Genomic DNA, 17453 nt, shown 5'->3' on the forward strand with positions numbered 1-17453 from the left:
GCGGCGGTGTCCGTAACATGACAGCACCTTCGTCGGATGGGACCGTGCAGAGCTTGGGTGACTCCGTGGATTCGACCGCAGCGGCCCGCGCCGCCTCCGCGCCCGCCCCGGCCGTGATCCCCGACGGGACCCGCTTTCGTCCGTGGCGCATCCTGCGCACCGCGCCCCCCACCATCTGGGCGATCACCCTGCTGTTCACGGCGGTTCTGGCGGGCTGGTCGGTGATGATGCCGCAGTACCACGCGCCCGACGAGCCCAACCACGTAGACGCCGTGATGCGCCTGGTGGAGGGCAGAGGCTGGCCCCATCCGGGGCACGTGATCGTGACTCGCGGCGGGGTCGGCGCGATCATGGCGGCGCCCTACGGCTCCGACAAGCGGCCGCGTGACCTCTCCGCGGGGCCCTTCACCGCCGCGCAGGCGACGCCCCGCGACGAGCGGCCGAGCTGGGAGGAACTGGAGCGGACGCCCGCGCCCAGGGGCGGCATCCAGCAGATCGTCCAGCACCCGCCGCTGTACTACTGGGTCAACGCGGTGATCCTCAAGGCGATCCCGGGCGGCGGCGACGATCTGCGCTGGGACGAGATCATCGGCATCCTGCGCCTGGTCAGCGTGGCGATGGTGGCCCCGCTGCCGCTGCTGGCCTGGGCGGGGGCGCACCGGCTGTCCGACGGCGGCCGGGTGGCGGGGACCTGCGCGGCCCTGGTCCCGCTGGCCATCCCGGAGCTGGCCCACATCGGTTCCAGCGTCAACAACGACAACCTGCTGATCCTGACCGCCGGGCTGGCCACCGTGGGCATCGTCTACGTGCTGCGCGGGGACACCTCGCTGCGCACGGCGGCCTGGACGGGTGGCTTCGTCGGCCTCGCCCTGATGACGAAATCGCTGGCGATCGTGCTGGTCCCGATGGCCGCGCTGGCCTACGTGCTGGCCTGGACCCGGGCCCGGCGGGACGCCCGCGCGCTGCGGGCGCGCGCGCCCGCGGCGGACCTGGCCGGCACGCCCCCGCCCGGGGCGAGCGCCGGTCGCGGCGACGCGGTGAGTGCCGGCGGCGCGGTGAGTGCCGGCGACGGTCGGGCCGACATCCGGCCGTTCCGGCTCGCCGACGCGGGACCCGCCGGGCCCTCGGCCGCCGCGCAGCGACCGCCCTGGCGGCAGATCCTGCTTGGCGGGGCGATCATGGTCGCGCTGGGTGGCTGGTGGTGGATCGTCAACGTCGTGCGCTGGGGAGCCTTCCAGCCAGAGACGCCCGGCTTCCCACTGGGCCAGTACCTCGGCGACGACTGGGGCGCCTACCGGGAGATCCTGATCAACGGGACGATCCTGCGCTGGTGGGGATCGTTCGGCTGGTTCGAGGTCAACCTCACGACCGTCCCGGTCCGCACCGGCACCGCCCTCGTCATCTTCTTTTTCGCGCTCGCGCTGATCCGGGCCCGCAACTGGCGCATCCGGGTCGACCTGCTGCTCCTGCTGTGGGTCACGTGGGGCCTGTTCGGGCTGATGACGGTGCAGTCCGCCAAGAACTTCGACAAGCAGTTCCACGTCAGCGGCATCTCCGGCCGATACCTGTATGCCGGGCTGGTGTCGCTGGCGATCGGGATCGGTCTGGGGGCGGCGGCCACCGGCCGGTACCTGTCGCGGGTCATGCCGCTGCTGTTCCTCGCCGGTGCGGTCACCCTGCAGGTCTGGTCGATCACCATGGTGTTCCCGCACTTCTGGCGGCCGAAGGACGGCGACCTCGGCGACGCGTGGAACGACATGGTGGCCTGGTCGCCGTGGTCGGAGGGGACGCTGGTCTTCATCGCCGTCGCGGTGTGCGCGCTCGCGGTGGCGACCCTGGCCGGCTGCCTGTGGGTGCTGGTCATCGGCGAGCGTGACGCCCGCCCGTCCCGGTCCGGCCGCGGGGTCGTCCTGGCGGACCCTCGGACCCAGGGGCTGCGGGAGGCCGCCCGCAACCGCGCGGCCCGACTGCACCGGGACACCCTGGCGAGCGGGCAGCCCCGGCCCGACGGGCCCGAGGGCGCGCAGCCGCCGTCCCTGCCGGCACACGGCGGCCCACCGGCGCCGAGTACCGAGGCCGAAAAGGCCACTGGGGCCGACAAGGCCGCCGAGGCCATGGAGGCCATCGAGGCCGACGGCGCTCGCCATCCGCAACCGCGCTGACCCACCGAATCCGGGACGATCGCCGGCATAGGGTCCGTTATCTACTGCGCAGCGTGCACGCTCACGCGCACAGCGGCACACTGGCACGGAGCCCGGACCGACCGAGACGGCACCGGCCGGGCCCAACGGACCATGAGATGATGATCGTGCACACGAGGTCCGCGGTGTCGACCATCTCAGTTCGGGGGGGATCTTGCGCCGCAAGCGGGAGACCGGCAGGGCGCGGAGGGCGACACCCCAGCCCGCGCCGCCGCCCGACCAGGGTCCGGCCGCCGCGCCGGAGCCCGCCGCGGTGCTGTCCCCGCCGAAACCCGTCGAGGGAACATCGCCTCAGTCCGCGGCGACCGCCACGCCGGCAGCTCCCAGGCCGGCGCCCCACCCCTCGCTGTCCCAGGACTCTCTGCTACCCCAGAACCAGTCGCTACCCCAGAACCAGTCGCTACCTCAGAACCCACTGCCGCCTCGGGACCAGTCGCTGCCCCAGGACCTGCTGCCGCACGCCGCCCTGGCCGCCGCGACCGGGCTGGCGAGCGCCGCCGGCGCGGGATCCGGTGGCGCGCCCGGCGCGCCATCCCCGTCGCCGAGCGGCGCGCAGGCCGAGCCGTCTGGCCCGGTGAGCCACCCGGCGGCGGCCGGCGGGGCTACCGCGGGCGGGTCGGGACCGGGCGGCCCGGTCGCGCCGCTCGACCGCGACGACCCGCGGGAACTCATCCACGTCGAGCTGCTGGGCCGGCTCGGCGAGGGCGGAATGGGCACCGTCTACCTCGGGCGAGGGCGCCCCGGAGTGACCGGGTACGCGGGCCGGCTCGTCGCGGTCAAGGTGATCCGGCCGGACCTGGCCCGGGTACCCGAGTTCCGGGCCCGGTTCCGGCGCGAGGCGGACATCGCCCGCCGGGTGGCCCGCTTCTGCACCGCGGAGGTGCTCGACGTCGTCGACCCCCCGGACGGGCTGCCCTACCTCGTCACCGAGTACATCGACGGGCTGACCCTCGCCCAGAGCGTGGCCGCGGAGGGCCCGCTGCGCTCGGCCGACCTGGAACGCCTCGCGGTGAGCGTCGCGGCGGCGCTGACGTCGATCCACGGCGCGGGTCTCGTGCACCGCGACCTCAAACCGTCCAACGTGCTGCTGTCCTCCCTGGGCCCGCGAGTGATCGACTTCGGGATCGCGCGGGCGCTGGATGCCCAGACGATGCTGAGCCAGGAGATCCAGCGGGTCGGCACCCCGGCGTTCATGGCGCCCGAGCAGGCCAACGGCGAACCCGTCACCGCCGCGGCGGACGTATTCGCCTGGGGCGGGTTGGTCACCTACGCGGGGACCGGGTCGTTCCCCTTCGGCGACGGCCCGACGCCGGTCCAGCTCTACCGGGTCGTGCACCGCGAGCCGCTGCTCGACGGCCTCGACCCGGCGCTTCGCCCGATCGTCGAGGAGGCGATGCGCAAGGATCCGGCCGCCCGGCCGACCGCGCAGGATCTGTTCCTGCGCCTGGTGGGGATGGGACCCTCGACCCATCCTGATCCGGACGTGACCCGCGTCATCCGGTCCGGGGCGCCGATGCTGGCCCCACCCCAGCGCGTCGGGGCGGAGGGCGACGGATCGCCGCCGGGCGCCGAGCCGACCGGCTGGATGCGGCCTCGGCCTGCCGATCCGGCCCGACCCGAGCCCTCTCCCGACCGCGCCGCCGACCGCGCCGCCGACCGCGCCGCCGACCGCGCCGCCGACCGCGCCGCCGGCGAGGCGGCGCAGGGCTCGCGTGGCGGCCCCGCCGCCGCACGCGCCGACCTCGGCGCCGCAGGAGCGTGGCCGCCGCCGGCCGATCGGGACCAGACGCCGCCCGCCGCCGGCCCCGGCCACCATGCCCCGGCCATCGGCGATCCGGAGCGTGGCGGTCCCGACGCCGGCCCGGCGGGCGCGGCGGACGACCTCGCCGCGCCGAGCCGGCGCCGCGGCCGGTGGGACCGGCGGCGCATCGCGCTGCTCGCCGCGCCCATCCTCGCGGTGCTGCTGATCGCGGCGTTGATGCCGCTGGCGCTGACCACGGGCGGCGGCCAGCGGCCGAGCCGGGAGGAGACGGCCGCCCGCGTGGCGCTGGCCGCCGAGGCCGTGCGCAACTCCGACGCGGACCTCGCCGCCCGGCTGTCGTTGGCCGCCTACCGCATCAGCCCGGTGCGCGAGGCCCGCGCCGCGCTGCGCACCTCCTTCGCCGCGGCGACCGCCAGCGTCCTCACGGGGCACACGGCATCCGCGCTGGGCGTCGGCATCAGCCCGAACGGGCGGCTGCTCGCCTCGGCCGGCGCGGACAACCTCGTCCAGTTGTGGGACATCTCCGACCGGACGCATCCGGTGAAGCTGTCGACCCTGACCCGGCACACGTCCTGGGTTCTCGACGCGACGTTCAGCCCGGACGGGCGGACGCTGGCCACGGTCAGCTACGACCGGTCGGCGATCCTGTGGGACATCAGCGACCCCCGCCATCCCGCCGAGCTCGCCGTGATCCTCGGGCACAACGGCTGGGTCCTCGACGCCGCGTTCAGCCCGGACGGACGGACGCTGGCGACCTCCGGCTACGACAACACCGCCCGGCTGTGGGACGTGACGGATCGGCGCCATCCCACCGCGCTGTCCGTGCTCGACCGGCACACGAGCTGGGTCAACGAGGTCGCCTTCAGCCCCGACGGCCACCTGCTGGCCACCGCGAGCGCCGACCGGACCGCCCGGCTGTGGGACATCACCGATCCGCGCCGACCGCGGCCGCTGGCGGCGATCACCGCGCACACCGACTACGTGTGGGCCGTGGCGTTCAGTCCAGACGGGCGGCGGTTGGCCACCGGCGCCTACGACGGCACGGCCCGCCTCTGGGACATCACCGACCCGTCGCGCCCGGCGGCCACCGCGTCCTTCCCCGCCGACGAGAAGTGGGTGTTCGACCTGGCCTTCAGCCCGGACGGCAGGACGCTGGCCACCGCCGGCTGGGACACCACCGTGCACCTGTGGGACGTCTCCGGCACCGGCCGACCTGCGTCGGTCGGCACGATCAGCGGGCATGGCGACTGGATCCAGGCCCTGGCCTGGACGCCGGACGGCAGCGGCATCGCCACCGCCAGCGACGACTACACCGTGCGGATCAGCCGCATCGACGACGCCAGCCTCATCGCCGCCGCCTGTGCCGACCCGTCGAAACAGATCGGCGACGCCGAATGGCAGCGGCACATCGCCGACGTCCCCTACCAGCCGGTCTGCTGACCACCGGGCCGGTCGTCAGGACCGGGTGTGGCCGAGGACGTTCACGATGTTGCCATCCGGATCCCGGACGAAGAACCGGCGCACCCCCCACGGCTCGTCGGTGAGCGGGTGGACGATGTCGGCACCGGCGGCGAGAGCCGCGGCATGGGCGGCGTCGACGTCGTCGACCTCGACCGAGACGGCTGGGACGGCCGGCGCGGTGAGATCGTGCGTCAGCAGGGTGAGCTGCGGGCCGGGTCGGTCGGGATCGCCCAGGGTCACGACCCAGCCGTGGTCCATGATCGACTCAAGCCCGAGGACGGTCGCGTAGAAACGCCGGGCGGCCGGCAGGGAGCGGGACGGCAGGTCGGCGACGATCCGAAGAACAGCCATGATCCACCTCAGGGGAGGACAGCGACACGGTCGGTCTCATGATGGCGGCACTCCGTGGCGGTGGCTTGGAAAAATCCGTCAGGCCCGCGCCACTCGGGCGGCGTCCGACGGCGAGGTGGCGACTACCGGCGCCCCTGACTACGGGGCGGCGTCCTTCGGCAGGGCGGCATGGCGGGGGCCATCAGCGTGGTTCGGCAGGTAGTGGCCCGGACGCATCCCGGCGAGCGCGGTGAACTCGCGGATCAGATGCGACTGGTCGTAGTAGCCGCACGCCGCCGCGATGGCCGCCCAGTCCGATCCGACCGCCCTGCCCGTGTCCGGGCCGGCCCCGACCGTCGTGAGCACCCGCTGGAACCGGGCGACCCGCTGGTGGACCTTCGGGGTGAGGCCCAACTCCCGTCGCAGCAACCGCATCAACGTCGACGTACTCACGCCCAGGCTGTCGGCGACGGCGGTCACCCGCATCCCCCGGCCCAGACGGCCCGCGGCCCGGGCGGCCAGCGCGATCGCGGCCGGATCCCGGTGGGCACGGCCCCGATGGCGCAGCACCTGCGCGACGTGATCAGCCATCGCGGCCGGACCGGGCAGGGCGAGCAGCCGCTCGCGCAGCAGCCGTCCCTCCGTGCCCCACACCTCGCCCAGGTCGATCAGGGGCACCGCCGCGGCCTGCGGGCAGGCGCCACCGGCGATCACCCCTCCCGCAGCCGGCCGCAGGCTGATCCCGAACACCCGCCGCCGCTCGGAGCGATCGAGCAGGACCGGCGCGGCCAGCGCCCCGGCGAGCACGGCTCCACCGGCGGCGAACCGGCCGCCGCCGGAGCCGTCCCGGGCCGTGAAACGGCCCCGATCAAGGTTGACGACGAGCTGGAACGACCCGCCGGGCAGCTTCGCCTCCCAGCCGTCCCCCGCCGGCATGTACGCGTACCAGAACGCCTGCACCGTCTCCCGCAGGTCGGCCGGGACGGCGATCCGCGTCCAGGACCGGTGGGCCGGCCAGCACACCGGGGCAGTCCTGGATCGGGGAGCCGTCCTCGGTCGGCAAGGGGCCATCGTCGGTCGGGGGGCATGGTCGGTCGGGGGTCCATCGTCGGTCGGGGGTCCATGGTCCTACCCGCGCGGGTGGGCGTCCGGATCGTTCGGGCCACCCCGCGGCGAGGCACTCGGCCGGCGGCGCAGGGCGGGCAGGGTGGTGCGGCCGGTGCCGGTGTCGGCGATCCGGGTCTGCACCCGCGCCAGCCGCTCCTGCCCGGTCGGGCTCAGCCGGGACCGCAGCGCCGAGCCGGCGATCCGGGCGACCTGCATGAGCCTCGGTGCGTCGGCATCGGCGGCCGCCCGGTGGCCCTGGACGGCGCGCTCGGCGTCCTCGGCCTCGCGCCGGCGCAGCTCGGCGAGCTCATGCTCCAACTGGCCGATGCGGTGCAGGTGCTCCAGTTCGAGGGCGGCGAGCCGGCTGCGCTCGTCGTCGAGCCGGGACCACTCCCGCTGCCGCGCGCGGGCCACCGCCGCCGCCGCGTCCTGCAACCGCAGCACGTGCAGGTACAGGTCGACGCGGTTGCGCTCCATCCGGGACAGCAGGCGGTTGGAGACCCACGGCGTGAGCAGGTCGGCGATCCGGCGTGCCCACGGCGCTCGACGGTCGACGACCACGCCCAGACCGAAGATCGGCGCGACCGTGAAGAACCGCAGGTCGGAGTGCTCGGCGACGAAGTCCTCGATCGCCGTGCGCACCCCGTTGCGCGCACCCCCCTCGGTCAGCGCCCAGGCGAACGCCCCCATCCCGCGAAAGCCGCCGCGGACCACCCCGGGATCGTCGATCTCGACGCCGACGTCCCACGAGTGCGGCTGGCGGGCGTCCGCGGGCACCCGGTCCGGGTTGTAGTACTGGTCGCGCCGCCCCGCCGGCCAGCCGACGTCGTGCAGGACCACCAGCGGGAAGTACGAGCGGCTGAACCGGGCGACCGCGTCGGCGATAGCCGTGAGCTCGCCGTGCACGGTGGCGTAGTTGTGATCCCCGTCGATGAGGTAGGCGTCGGTCGGCGCGTGGCCGTCGAGGGCCTGCGGGCTGTACCCGCGGATGACCTGCACGTCGAGCCCGCCGCCGGAGGTCGGCGCCACCCCCGGGTCCGGGTCGACGACGACGAGCCGACCACCGCCGCCGCGGCGGAGCAGGTCGACGAGCAGGGAGGTGGTGACCCCGCTCTCCGAGCCGATCTCCGCCACGCTGCGCGCGCCGGACGCCTCGATCAGCGGCACCCAGATCTCCCGCAGGTCGGACAGGGAGTGCAGCAGCAACGGCGCCAGCGTCGGCTCGGCGGCGTCGCCCACGTCGACGGCGTGGTCGTCCTGACGGGCGAGGCCGAACCCGGGGCCCGTCCCGCCACGATCGGCCCCGCCACGATCGGCCCCGATGAGGTCGGTCCCGGCGAGACCGCTACCGGTGAGGCCGCTCCCGGTGAGGCCGCCATCGGCAAGATCGGTCCCCACGGGGTCGCCGTCGGCGCGGTCGCCGCCGGCGGCGATGGCAGCGAGCTCGGCGAAGCTGTCCCGGACGGCACCGTGCTCCTCCGGATCAACCGACCCGGTCGCGGCCGTGGGACCGGTCCCGGTCCCGGTCTCGGCGACGGCGTGCGTCGCCATGTCGGTCGCCACAGAGGAGGCCGGCGCCGCGGACGGGGATGGGGATGGGGATGGGCCGGGCTGGCGGGACGGGCCACCGCGAACCTCGAACGGGCCCCGCACCGCGGGCTCGTCCGGCTCGGCACCCTCGCCCTGGACGCCCCGGACTCCCGGTGCGTCGGCGCCGTCCAGCGGTCCGATGGCGGCGGGTTCGGGGTCCCGCTGGTCGGTCACCGCAGTCCGCCGAGCTCGCGCCGGATCTTGCGGGCCGCCCGGACGGGGAGTCCGTCCCGGGCCGGGCCGGCGGCCGGCAGGATCAGCGAATCGCCCCGGATGCCCATCCAGCCGAAGGCCATCTCGACGTCGAGGGCGTAGACCCCGGCGAGATGCGGCTGGGAGGCCAGGTCGATCGTGTACACGAGCTGGGGGTCGTCGCCGAGGATCTCCACCAGGTTCGGCTGGAGCAGCCGCAGGCCGATGAGGGCGAGCTGCTGGGCGGGGTCGTCCAGCGAGGTGATGGTCACCTTGTAGGGCTCGGCGACGTTGTTGATGTGGAACGACAGCGTCAGCCAGTCCAGCCGCAGCAGCCCGCGCCGGCCGGCCGGGTCGATGCGGATGCGGCGGGCACCGACGGCCTCCAGGCTGAGCCGGACGAGCGACAGCCCGTCGCGGGCCGACCGGGTCAGCGCCGTCTCCTTCACCCCGTTGACGAAGTCGGCCCCGGTGTCGACGTAGACCTCGACGGGGCCGGCGGCGGCCTCCGGCGAGACCTCCTCGGGCGGGACCCCGGCGGCCGCGGCCAGCCCGCTGATGACGGCGAGCGGCCGGTTCGCGACGCCGGCGACGCCCGCGGGCCAGTACAGCTCCCGCATGGAGATGCGATCGATGTCGGCCGGGGTGAGGTAGGGCATCCGGCGCACGAGCTCCGGCGGCAGCAGACCCTCGGTGGCGTCGGAGCCGAAGTTGTCATCGTGGGCCCAGGAGCCGAACGCGGCGGCCTCGGCGGCGGTGGGGCGGGCGACGAAACGGGTCAGCATGCGCAGCCCGGCGCGGCGGGCCCCGGCGGAGGCCAGCGACGGCATCGGGGTCTCCGAGCGCCGGTAGCGCAGCCATTCCCGCTGGAAGGCGAGGATGCCGTCCTGCACCGCGGCACGCTGGGCAACCTGGGTACGTGAGGTCCGGTCGATGCTGAGGACCGGGTTGCTCATCTCGTCGAACGAGACCAGCGACCCGACGTCGGGCATGCAGAGCTGCTCGAGCACCTCGGGGCTGCGCATGAGCTGGTTGGCCATCGTCTCCGGCTGGCCGCCGGAGGCCACGTAGCCCTCCAGCTCCATGCCGGCGAGCCGGTGGCTCATCGCCGCCTGGTTCGTCGCCAGGTACAGGCCGAGGATGTCCAGCTTGCGGCCGGTGGAGGCCAGCAGGCGGGTGAGCAGCGCCTGGATGGTGCCACCCCAGCCCAGGTCGAGGAAGACGACCCGGCCGGTCTCCGGGAGCTGGCTGTCGAGGTAGCGCACGTAGCGCTCGCGCAGCCGGGTGGCGGTCAGCACGATCTCGCTGCGGATCCGCTCGTCCGAGCAGAGCTCTTCGAGGGTGTCGTCGAGCAGGCCCGGCACGTCGAGGCGCCGGTCGGCCAGCGCGGAGATGCCGGCGACGTGCTCCAGCCGGACGCCGAGCTGGCGCAGGAGCTGGCCGACGCTCGGCGCGTGCCGGCGGACCAGGAAGCTCTTCAGCTCCTCCGGGCTACCCTCGAACACGTTGGACAGGGCGCACACCTGCCGGGACGCCCACATCGTCGAGACGGAAATGCCGACGTCCTCGCCCGGGTCGACGAGCAGGCGGGACAGGAAGTCCCCCTCCCGCATCAGGCAGTGGATGTGGTCGGCGCCGAAGTCGCGCGCCCGCTCCACCGCCCATTCGGCGAAGCCGGCGAAGACCGGGCCGAACACGGTGGCCCCGGTCTCCCAGTAGCGGCGCAGCCCGGCGGGCACGGCGAGGGCGTCCGCGCGGTGCAGCGTCCGGGCGCGCAGGGCGGTCATCCCGAAGTCGCCGTCGACCGGGTCGATGGGGATGTCGTCGCTGGGCTGGTTACGAAGTCCCTCCAGGTCGAGGGTCTGGCGCAGCGATCCGGCGTACTTAGGGTAGTGGATGGCGACGAGCCCGTGCTCGCGGGCGCCCTCGACGTCGGCGACGGGATGGTCGCCGAGGTGCACCACCCGGGACGGCTGGAGGTTGGACGCGGCCAGCATGTGCTGGAACAGCCCGTCGCTCTTCGACGTCCCGGCATCGGAGGAGGTGAAGATCCGGGTGAACTGCACCCCCGAGAGCTCCGGCCGGTTCAGCAACCGTTCGAGCTGGCTGGCGGAGAAGTAGGTGTCCGACAGCAGGTACACCGGCAGGCCGAGCTTGGTCATGGCGAGCTCGGCGAGCTCGACCACGGCGAGGTCGGCCCGGCACAGTTCGCGTTCGACCGCGACCTCGGCGTCGATCAGGTCCTGCACCCCGGCGGTACCCGGCAACGCGGGCGCCAGCACCTGCCAGATCTCGTCCAGGCGCACCTCGTGGGTGCCGCGGGCGTCATCGGCGTGCATCCGCGCCACGTGCTCGGCGTGCACGCGCAGCCGGGCGAACTCTCCCGGCGAGACGCTGGGCGGCAGGTGGCCGGCGTCGGCGAGCCGGTGGCCCAGCAGCACGAACGCGTGGGTGGGTTCGGGCACCATGCGCCACAACAAGGTGTCGAAGACATCGAGAGTCAGGGCCTGTGCCCCGCCCGACTCCAGATGCGACCACACTTCGCGTAGTCGGACGTCGGTGAACACGGCCGTCCTCTCCATGCGACCGGAACGGCCGCTCCATGCGACCGGTACGGCCGCCTCCGCCGGGTCGGCCCCGACGGCCGCCAAACGTCGGGAATCCCCCACGCGGCATCGGCCGGCCGAAGCCAGATGGACGGGTCGATACTATGAACCCCGTTCCGGACGCCGGCCACCGGACCGGGTGGGGGCGCCGGCTCGGCCCGGGCACGGTACCGTCACGATTCCGCCGAGAAGCGGGCCGGTTCGCCATCGCGCTCCATCGGCCATTCACCCGCGATCGGGACAACACCCTCCGTGGGGCGCATCACCCTTCGGTGGACGCAGCGTCCGGCGGGTGTGTCCCGGCGCTGCCCTGGCCGGGGGCGTGCCGGGCCGGGGGCGTGCCGGGCCGGCGACGGTTCTCGGTACTGTCAGATCTCTGTCGTGTCGAGTGAGGAGCGGACAGGTGCAGCTCCAGCCACGCCGTGCCGGGGACCGGCGGCCTGACCTCCGGGGGACGGGGAGGGCCGGTCGTGTCACATCTGGCTGACGCTCCGCTGCCGGCGGGTTCTCCGATGGCCCCGTCCCCGCATCCGGCGGGCCCCGGCCCGGGGCAGCACGCGATGGATCCGAGCCGGCTGGCCCGCCGCAGCCGGGCGCAGACGAGGGTGCGTTGGGAACTGCTGCGCAATCTCGTCCGCAAGGATCTGAAGGTCAAGTACAAGGGTTCCACACTGGGCTTCGCCTGGTCGTTGGCGAACCCGATGCTCCTGCTCGTGGTCTACACGTTCGTCTTCCAGATCGTCCTCAAGTCCGGAATTCCGCGGTTCGGCATTTACCTGATGTCCGGGCTGCTGATCTGGAACGCCTTCTCGGGCAGCGTGTCCTCCGCCTGCGGCAGCGTCGTCGCGAACGCGAACCTGGTCAAGAAGGTGCGGTTCCCGCTCGCCGTGCTCCCGCTGTCGGCGGTCGGGTTCGCCGCCGTGCACTTCCTGCTCCAGCTGCTCGTGCTTTTCGTGGTGATCCTGATCCTCGGCTACAGCCTGATCGGCGCCGACCTGCTGCTGCTCGTACCCGCGGGCGCCGTCGCCATCACGTTCACGGTCGCGATGTCGATGCTGGTCAGCGCCCTCAACGTGCGCTACCGCGACACCTCGCACCTGCTCGACGTCGCCCTGCTCGCCTGGTTCTGGCTGAACCCGATGGTCTACGCCTTCGGCCTGATCCAGGCTCGGCTGCACGAGTGGACCTGGGTGTACCTGCTCAATCCGATGGCGGTGGTGGTCATCACGTTCCAACGCGCGATCTACGATCCTGGGGGTGGCTCCACCGGCTCGACCCCCGTCCAGGCGGACCCGGGATACACCTTCTACCTGGAACATCTCGCCGTCGCAGGGGCGATCTCGGTCGTCCTGCTCTGGGTGGGGTTCCACGTGTTCCGCACCATGCAGGCGGACTTCGCCGAGGATCTGTAGGTGGGTTCCCGGCGGTTCGGCGACGTCGCCGTCCGCCGCCGCGAGCCCTGGAGCCAGCACGCCGACCGCGGTGCGATCATGGTGAGACGTCCGCCGGCGGCCAGCAAGGAGTTGTAGTGGCCCGACACTCGTCCGCGTACCAGCGCGGTGCGGCCTCCCCCCCGTGGGGGCGGCGTCCCGCGGCCCCGCGCGGCCCGGTCGACGGCGCCGCGCCGGCCGGCCCCGCCGCGCTGGACCCGACTGCGCTCGACCCCACCACGCTCGACCCCGCGCCGCTCGACCCCGCCCCGCCGGCCTACCCGGAGGTCGCCGCAACGCCGCCGGGTCGGTCGGACCCCTGGGGCGTTCCCGGCGCGGACGGTGCGGCGCCGGCCGGCGGGCCCGGAGCGGTCGATCCCTTCGATGCGCCCGATCCTCTCGGTACGCCTGATCCTCTCGGTGCGCCCGAGCAGGTCGGCGCCGGCGAGGCCGCCCCCGGCACTGCGGTGGTGATCCAGGGGACCGGGGTGAGCAAGCGGTTCGTCTCGTACAGCAACCGCGCGACGAGCCTGAAGGAACGGTTCGTCCGCCGCGGTGGCCCCGCCGGGGACGACTTCTGGGCGCTGCGCGACGTCGACGTGACGATCGGGCGCGGCCAGACGGTCGGGCTCGCCGGGGCGAACGGCTCGGGGAAGTCGACCCTGCTCAAGGTGCTCGCCGGCATCCTGCGCCCGACCAGCGGGCAGGTCTCGGTGCAGGGCCGGATCGCGTCGCTGCTGGAACTCGGCGCCGGGTTCAACGGCGAGCTGTCCGGGCGGGACAACGTCTACCTCAACGCCTCGCTGCTCGGGCTGTCCAAGCGGGAGATCGACCGGCTGTTCGACTCGATCGTCGACTTCTCCGAGCTGCGGCACAAGATCGACGACGATGTGAAGCACTACTCGTCCGGCCAGTACGTGCGCCTGGGCTTCGCGGTGGCCGTGCACGTCGATCCGGACGTGCTGCTCGTCGACGAGGTGCTCGCCGTCGGCGACGAGGCGTTCCAGCGCAAGTGCCTGGCCAAGATCGCCGAATTCCGGGCGCAGGGGCGCACGATCCTGTTCGTCACGCACTCCCTCGACCTCATCGAGAGCATGTGTGACCGGATCCTGGTCCTGGAGTCCGGCTCGCTGATCTACGACGGCAACCCCGCCGTGGGCACGAAGCTGCTGCGGCAGAAGCTGGGCAGCCTGCCGGCCGAGGGTCCGGTGTCGTGGGAGTACGCCACCGTCCGACCCCAGTCGGTGGCCTTCAGCCTGGATCCCGGCGGACTGCCGATGGTGCAGTACGACCCGGGCGAGCGGCTCACCGTCAGCGTCGAACTCGACGTCACCGAGGGCGCGCCGGAGCAGATCTACCTGCACACCTACATCGTCGGGCAGAGCGAGGTGCCCATCTGGATGATGGAGACGCCCGCCGGTGGGCTCGCCGTCGGCCCCGGCCGGCACATCGTGGACTTCTCCGTCCCGCACCTGCCCGAGCTGCTCGGGGCGTTCGCGGTCAAGGTGCACGTCTCGGACGCCACCACCGGCGCCCCGGTGACGACCCGCCGGTTCGAGGAGCTGTTCGGCGTCAGCGGGCCGCAGGCGGACGGGCTTCTCAAGGTCGACTACGAGGCGAGGCTGCGCGGATGACGGAGCGGAAGCAGACGGGAACCACCGCCGGGCCGGGCGGCGGCGCGGCGAGCGAGCCGCTGGCGACCGTCGTGATCGTCAACTGGAACGGGGCGCACCTGCTGCCGGCCTGCCTCGACGGCATCGCCAAGCAGGACGCCGGCTTCGGCTTCCAGACCTGGGTCGTCGACAACGCCTCCGCGGACGGCTCCCGGGAGCTGCTCGCCGAGCGTTACCCCTGGGTGCGGGTCGTGCCCTCGGACCGCAACCTCGGCTTCGCCGGCGGCAACAACCTCGCCCTGCGCCAGGTCACCACGCCGTACGCGGTGCTGGTGAACAACGACGCCGTTCCCGAACCGACCTGGCTCGCGGCCCTGCTGGCGCCGTTCGGCGAGCCCGGTGGCCAGCGCCTCGGTGCCGCCACCGGCAAGGTCGTGTTCCTGCCCCGCTTCCTGCGGATGCGGTTGAGCACGCCCACCTTCGTGCCCGGCCCGCACGACTCCCGGGAGCTGGGCGTGCGGGTGTCGTCGGTGACGGTGGACGGGCGCGAGGCGCTGCGCGAGGTGCTCTGGGAGAAGCTGACCTACGGCGCCGAGGGACCGGCGAAGGCGCCGTACTTCTGGACCCGCGGCGACGGCGAGCTGTGCGTCCCGATCCCGGACGGTGGGCCGGTCACCCTCGCGTTCACCTGGGCGGCGGAGTCGCGCAAGCAGGTCGTGCTGAGCTGGGACGGCCCGACCGGGACCGCCGACGGCGGGCGGGCGGAGCTGGCCGTCGGCCCCGAGTCGACGACGGTGACGCTCACCGTCGGCGGGGAGGCGCCGCGCGTCGACGTGGTCAACAACGTCGGCGGGATCGTGCTGACCGACGGCTACGGCGCGGACCGGGGCTACCAGCAGGTCGACGCCGGTCAGTTCGACCAGCCGGAGGACGTGTTCACCGCCTGCGGCAACGGGATGGCCATCCGGTCGTCGCTGGGCCACGAGGTCGGCTGGTTCGACGACGCCTTCTTCCTCTACTACGAGGACACCGACCTGTCCTGGCGGATCCGGGCCCGCGGGTACACGATCCGCTACGTGCCGGGCGCGGTGCTGCGGCACATCCACTCGGCGTCGAGCGTCGAGTGGTCGCCGCTGTTCGTCTTTCACACCGACCGCAACCGGCTGCTGATGCTCACCAAGGACGCGACGGCGACGATGGCGCTGTCCGCGGTGCTGCGTTACCCGGCGACGACCGCCTCCATCGCGGTGCGCACCCTGCGCCAGGCGTGGCGGGGCCGCAGCCGGCCGGCGATCCGCCCGACGCTGCTGCGGCTGCGGGTGTGCGGGTCGTACCTGCGGCTGCTGCCCACGATGCTGCGGGCCCGGCGCGAGATCGGCCGCACCGCCGCCGAGCGGCGCTCGAGCCTGCAGAGCTGGCTGGTCTCCCGATGAGCGAGCTCGCCAGCGACGCCACGGATCCCGCCGCGCCGGCCACCGCGGCCACTGCCACTGCCACCGCCACCGCGGCCACCGGCGCCGACGAGCGGCCGGCGCGGGGGGTGCGGGCCGCCGTCTACAACCGGTTCTGGCACTCGATGGGCGGCGGGGAACGCCACAACGGCATGATCGCCCAGGTGCTGGCGACCGAGGGCGCGAGCGTCGACGTCCTCGGGCACTCCGAGGTCGACCTCGACCAGCTCGGCAGCCATCTCGGCCTGGATCTCACCGGCTGCCGCTACGTCCGGCTGCCGGACCGTGGCGAGGAGGCCATCGCGGCCCTGTCCGCGAGCTACGACCTGTTCGTCAACGGCTCGTACATGAGCCGCATCGCGCCGCAGTCCCGCCGCTCGGCGTACCTGTGCTTCTTCCCCACGCCCTTCGACCACGACATGGCGGCCTGGCGCAGGGCCGCGGTGCGCACCGCCGGCCCGCTGCTGCGGGGGGTGCGCCCGGCGGTCAGCTTCGGCCAGGGCTGGTACCCGCCGGAGGGCGGCCGTCGCCGGCAGTGGACCTGGACGAACGGGTCGGGCATCCTCGCCGTCAGCCCGGGTGAGCGGCGCACCCTGCGCGCCGACATCGGCCGTCCGGGCGCGCCGGCCGGCACGTCGCTGCGGGTCCTCGACGCGGGCGGCGGAGTGCTGGCCAAGCTGGAGATCGGCGCCGACTTCGCCCCGTTCGAGGTGCCGCTGCCGCCGACCACCGACGGCACCGAGCTCACCCTGGTCAGCGACGCGTTCTCGCCGGGAGCCGCGGACGTGCGCGAACTCGGCGTCGCGGTGAGCCGGCCGCGGGTCACCGACGGCGACGAGGGACCGATCGCCCGCCTGCCGCTGCGCTTCCCCTGGTTGCTGCGGGACCCGGCGGACCTGGCCTACCTCGACGGCTACGACGTGGTCATGGCCAACTCGCAGTTCACCCGGGGCTGGATCCGGCGGTTGTGGAAGCGCGACGCCGACGTGCTGTTCCCCCCGATCCAGGTGCAGCGGCTGCACCCGGCACCGGCCCGGGAGAAGGCCGTCGTCACCGTCGGACGGTTCTTCATGCCGGGCCTCGGGCACGCCAAGCGGCAGCTCGAGATGGTGCGGTGGTTCGGTGAGCTGTACCGGGCCGGCGACCTGCCGGGCTGGACGATGCACGTCATCGGCGGCTGCGAGGACTCCCAGCGGCCCTACCTGGAGCAGGTCCGGGCCGCCGGGGCCGGCCTGCCGGTGCAGGTCCACCCGAACGCCCCGCGGGCCCAGGTCGAGCACCTGCTGTCGACCAGCTCGGTGTTCTGGTCGGCGACCGGTTACGGCGAGGACGACCGGCGCCGTCCCTGGACGGCGGAGCACTTCGGGATGACCACCGTCGAGGCGATGGCCGGCGGCTGCGTGCCCGTCGTCATCGACCGCGCCGGCCAGCGGGAGATCGTCCGGCACGGCGTCGACGGCTACCGGTGGACCGGGCCGGAGCAGGTCGCCTCGTTCACCCGCCGGCTCGCCGCCGAGGACGGCCTGCGCGGCCGGCTCGCGGCCGCGGCGGTCGAGCGGGCGCAGACCTTCTCGGACGACGCGTTCGCCCGCCAGTGGCGCGACATCGCCGACCGCCGCCGGCTCTACCAGGGCTGACCGGGACCAGGACTGACCGGGGACGTGGGCTGACCAGGACGCAGGCTGACCAGGACGCGGGCTGACCGGGACG

Annotated in this window: 10 protein-coding genes; 6 read left to right on the top strand and 4 right to left on the bottom strand. The window is 73.8% G+C overall.

Annotated features, from left to right (window positions below):
• Positions 1–65 precede the first annotated feature (65 nt).
• Both AC5R91_RS14375 and AC5R91_RS14380 read left to right on the top strand, forming a co-directional pair.
• The gene (locus AC5R91_RS14375) at positions 66–2162 is read left to right on the top strand and encodes a DUF2142 domain-containing protein (RefSeq protein WP_495397649.1); all 2097 of its coding nucleotides are present in this window, start codon (positions 66–68) and stop codon (positions 2160–2162) included.
• Between the two features lie 748 nt (positions 2163–2910).
• On the top strand, positions 2911–5403 hold the full coding sequence (locus AC5R91_RS14380; RefSeq protein ID WP_495397964.1) for a WD40 repeat domain-containing serine/threonine protein kinase: 2493 nt from the start codon (positions 2911–2913) through the stop codon (positions 5401–5403).
• 15 nt (positions 5404–5418) lie between these two features.
• Here the strand turns inward: AC5R91_RS14380 and AC5R91_RS14385 are convergent, their stop codons facing one another.
• From AC5R91_RS14385 to AC5R91_RS14400, 4 genes are all read right to left on the bottom strand, one after another.
• The gene (locus tag AC5R91_RS14385) at positions 5419–5775 is read right to left on the bottom strand and encodes a VOC family protein (protein WP_495397650.1); all 357 of its coding nucleotides are present in this window, start codon (positions 5773–5775) and stop codon (positions 5419–5421) included.
• Between the two features lie 138 nt (positions 5776–5913).
• Entirely contained in the window at positions 5914–6777 is an 864-nt protein-coding gene (locus tag AC5R91_RS14390; RefSeq protein ID WP_495397651.1) for a helix-turn-helix transcriptional regulator, read from the bottom strand.
• Between the two features lie 105 nt (positions 6778–6882).
• Positions 6883–8625, bottom strand: coding sequence for a class I SAM-dependent methyltransferase (locus AC5R91_RS14395; RefSeq protein WP_495397652.1), 1743 nt, complete (start codon positions 8623–8625; stop codon positions 6883–6885).
• Positions 8622–11210, bottom strand: a complete 2589-nt coding sequence (locus AC5R91_RS14400) for an HAD family hydrolase (RefSeq protein WP_495397653.1) — start codon at positions 11208–11210, stop codon at positions 8622–8624. Before AC5R91_RS14400 ends, AC5R91_RS14395 begins: the two co-directional genes overlap by 4 nt.
• A gap of 509 nt (positions 11211–11719) precedes the next feature.
• Here AC5R91_RS14400 and AC5R91_RS14405 point away from each other — a divergent pair.
• The 4 genes from AC5R91_RS14405 (at position 11720) to AC5R91_RS14420 (ending at position 17380) form a co-directional block, all read left to right on the top strand.
• Positions 11720–12661, top strand: coding sequence for an ABC transporter permease (locus AC5R91_RS14405; RefSeq protein WP_495397654.1), 942 nt, complete (start codon positions 11720–11722; stop codon positions 12659–12661).
• 116 nt (positions 12662–12777) lie between these two features.
• The gene (locus AC5R91_RS14410; protein WP_495397655.1) at positions 12778–14313 is read left to right on the top strand and encodes an ABC transporter ATP-binding protein; all 1536 of its coding nucleotides are present in this window, start codon (positions 12778–12780) and stop codon (positions 14311–14313) included.
• The gene (locus AC5R91_RS14415) at positions 14310–15725 is read left to right on the top strand and encodes a glycosyltransferase family 2 protein (protein WP_495397656.1); all 1416 of its coding nucleotides are present in this window, start codon (positions 14310–14312) and stop codon (positions 15723–15725) included. The genes AC5R91_RS14410 and AC5R91_RS14415 overlap by 4 nt, the downstream gene beginning before the upstream one ends.
• Complete coding sequence (locus tag AC5R91_RS14420; protein ID WP_495397657.1) at positions 15722–17380, top strand: glycosyltransferase; 1659 nt, start codon at positions 15722–15724, stop codon at positions 17378–17380. The genes AC5R91_RS14415 and AC5R91_RS14420 overlap by 4 nt, the downstream gene beginning before the upstream one ends.
• Positions 17381–17453: the final 73 nt, after the last annotated feature.

It is taken from the genome of Frankia sp. BMG5.60, from assembly GCF_059428125.1.

Coding starts and splice junctions, on each gene's coding strand:
- AC5R91_RS14380 (WP_495397964.1), top strand. CDS start 2,911: ATGGGCACCGTCTACCTCGGGCGAGGGCGCCCCGGAGTGACCGGGTAC.
- AC5R91_RS14385 (WP_495397650.1), bottom strand. CDS start 5,775: ATGGCTGTTCTTCGGATCGTCGCCGACCTGCCGTCCCGCTCCCTGCCG.
- AC5R91_RS14415 (WP_495397656.1), top strand. CDS start 14,310: ATGACGGAGCGGAAGCAGACGGGAACCACCGCCGGGCCGGGCGGCGGC.
- AC5R91_RS14420 (WP_495397657.1), top strand. CDS start 15,722: ATGAGCGAGCTCGCCAGCGACGCCACGGATCCCGCCGCGCCGGCCACC.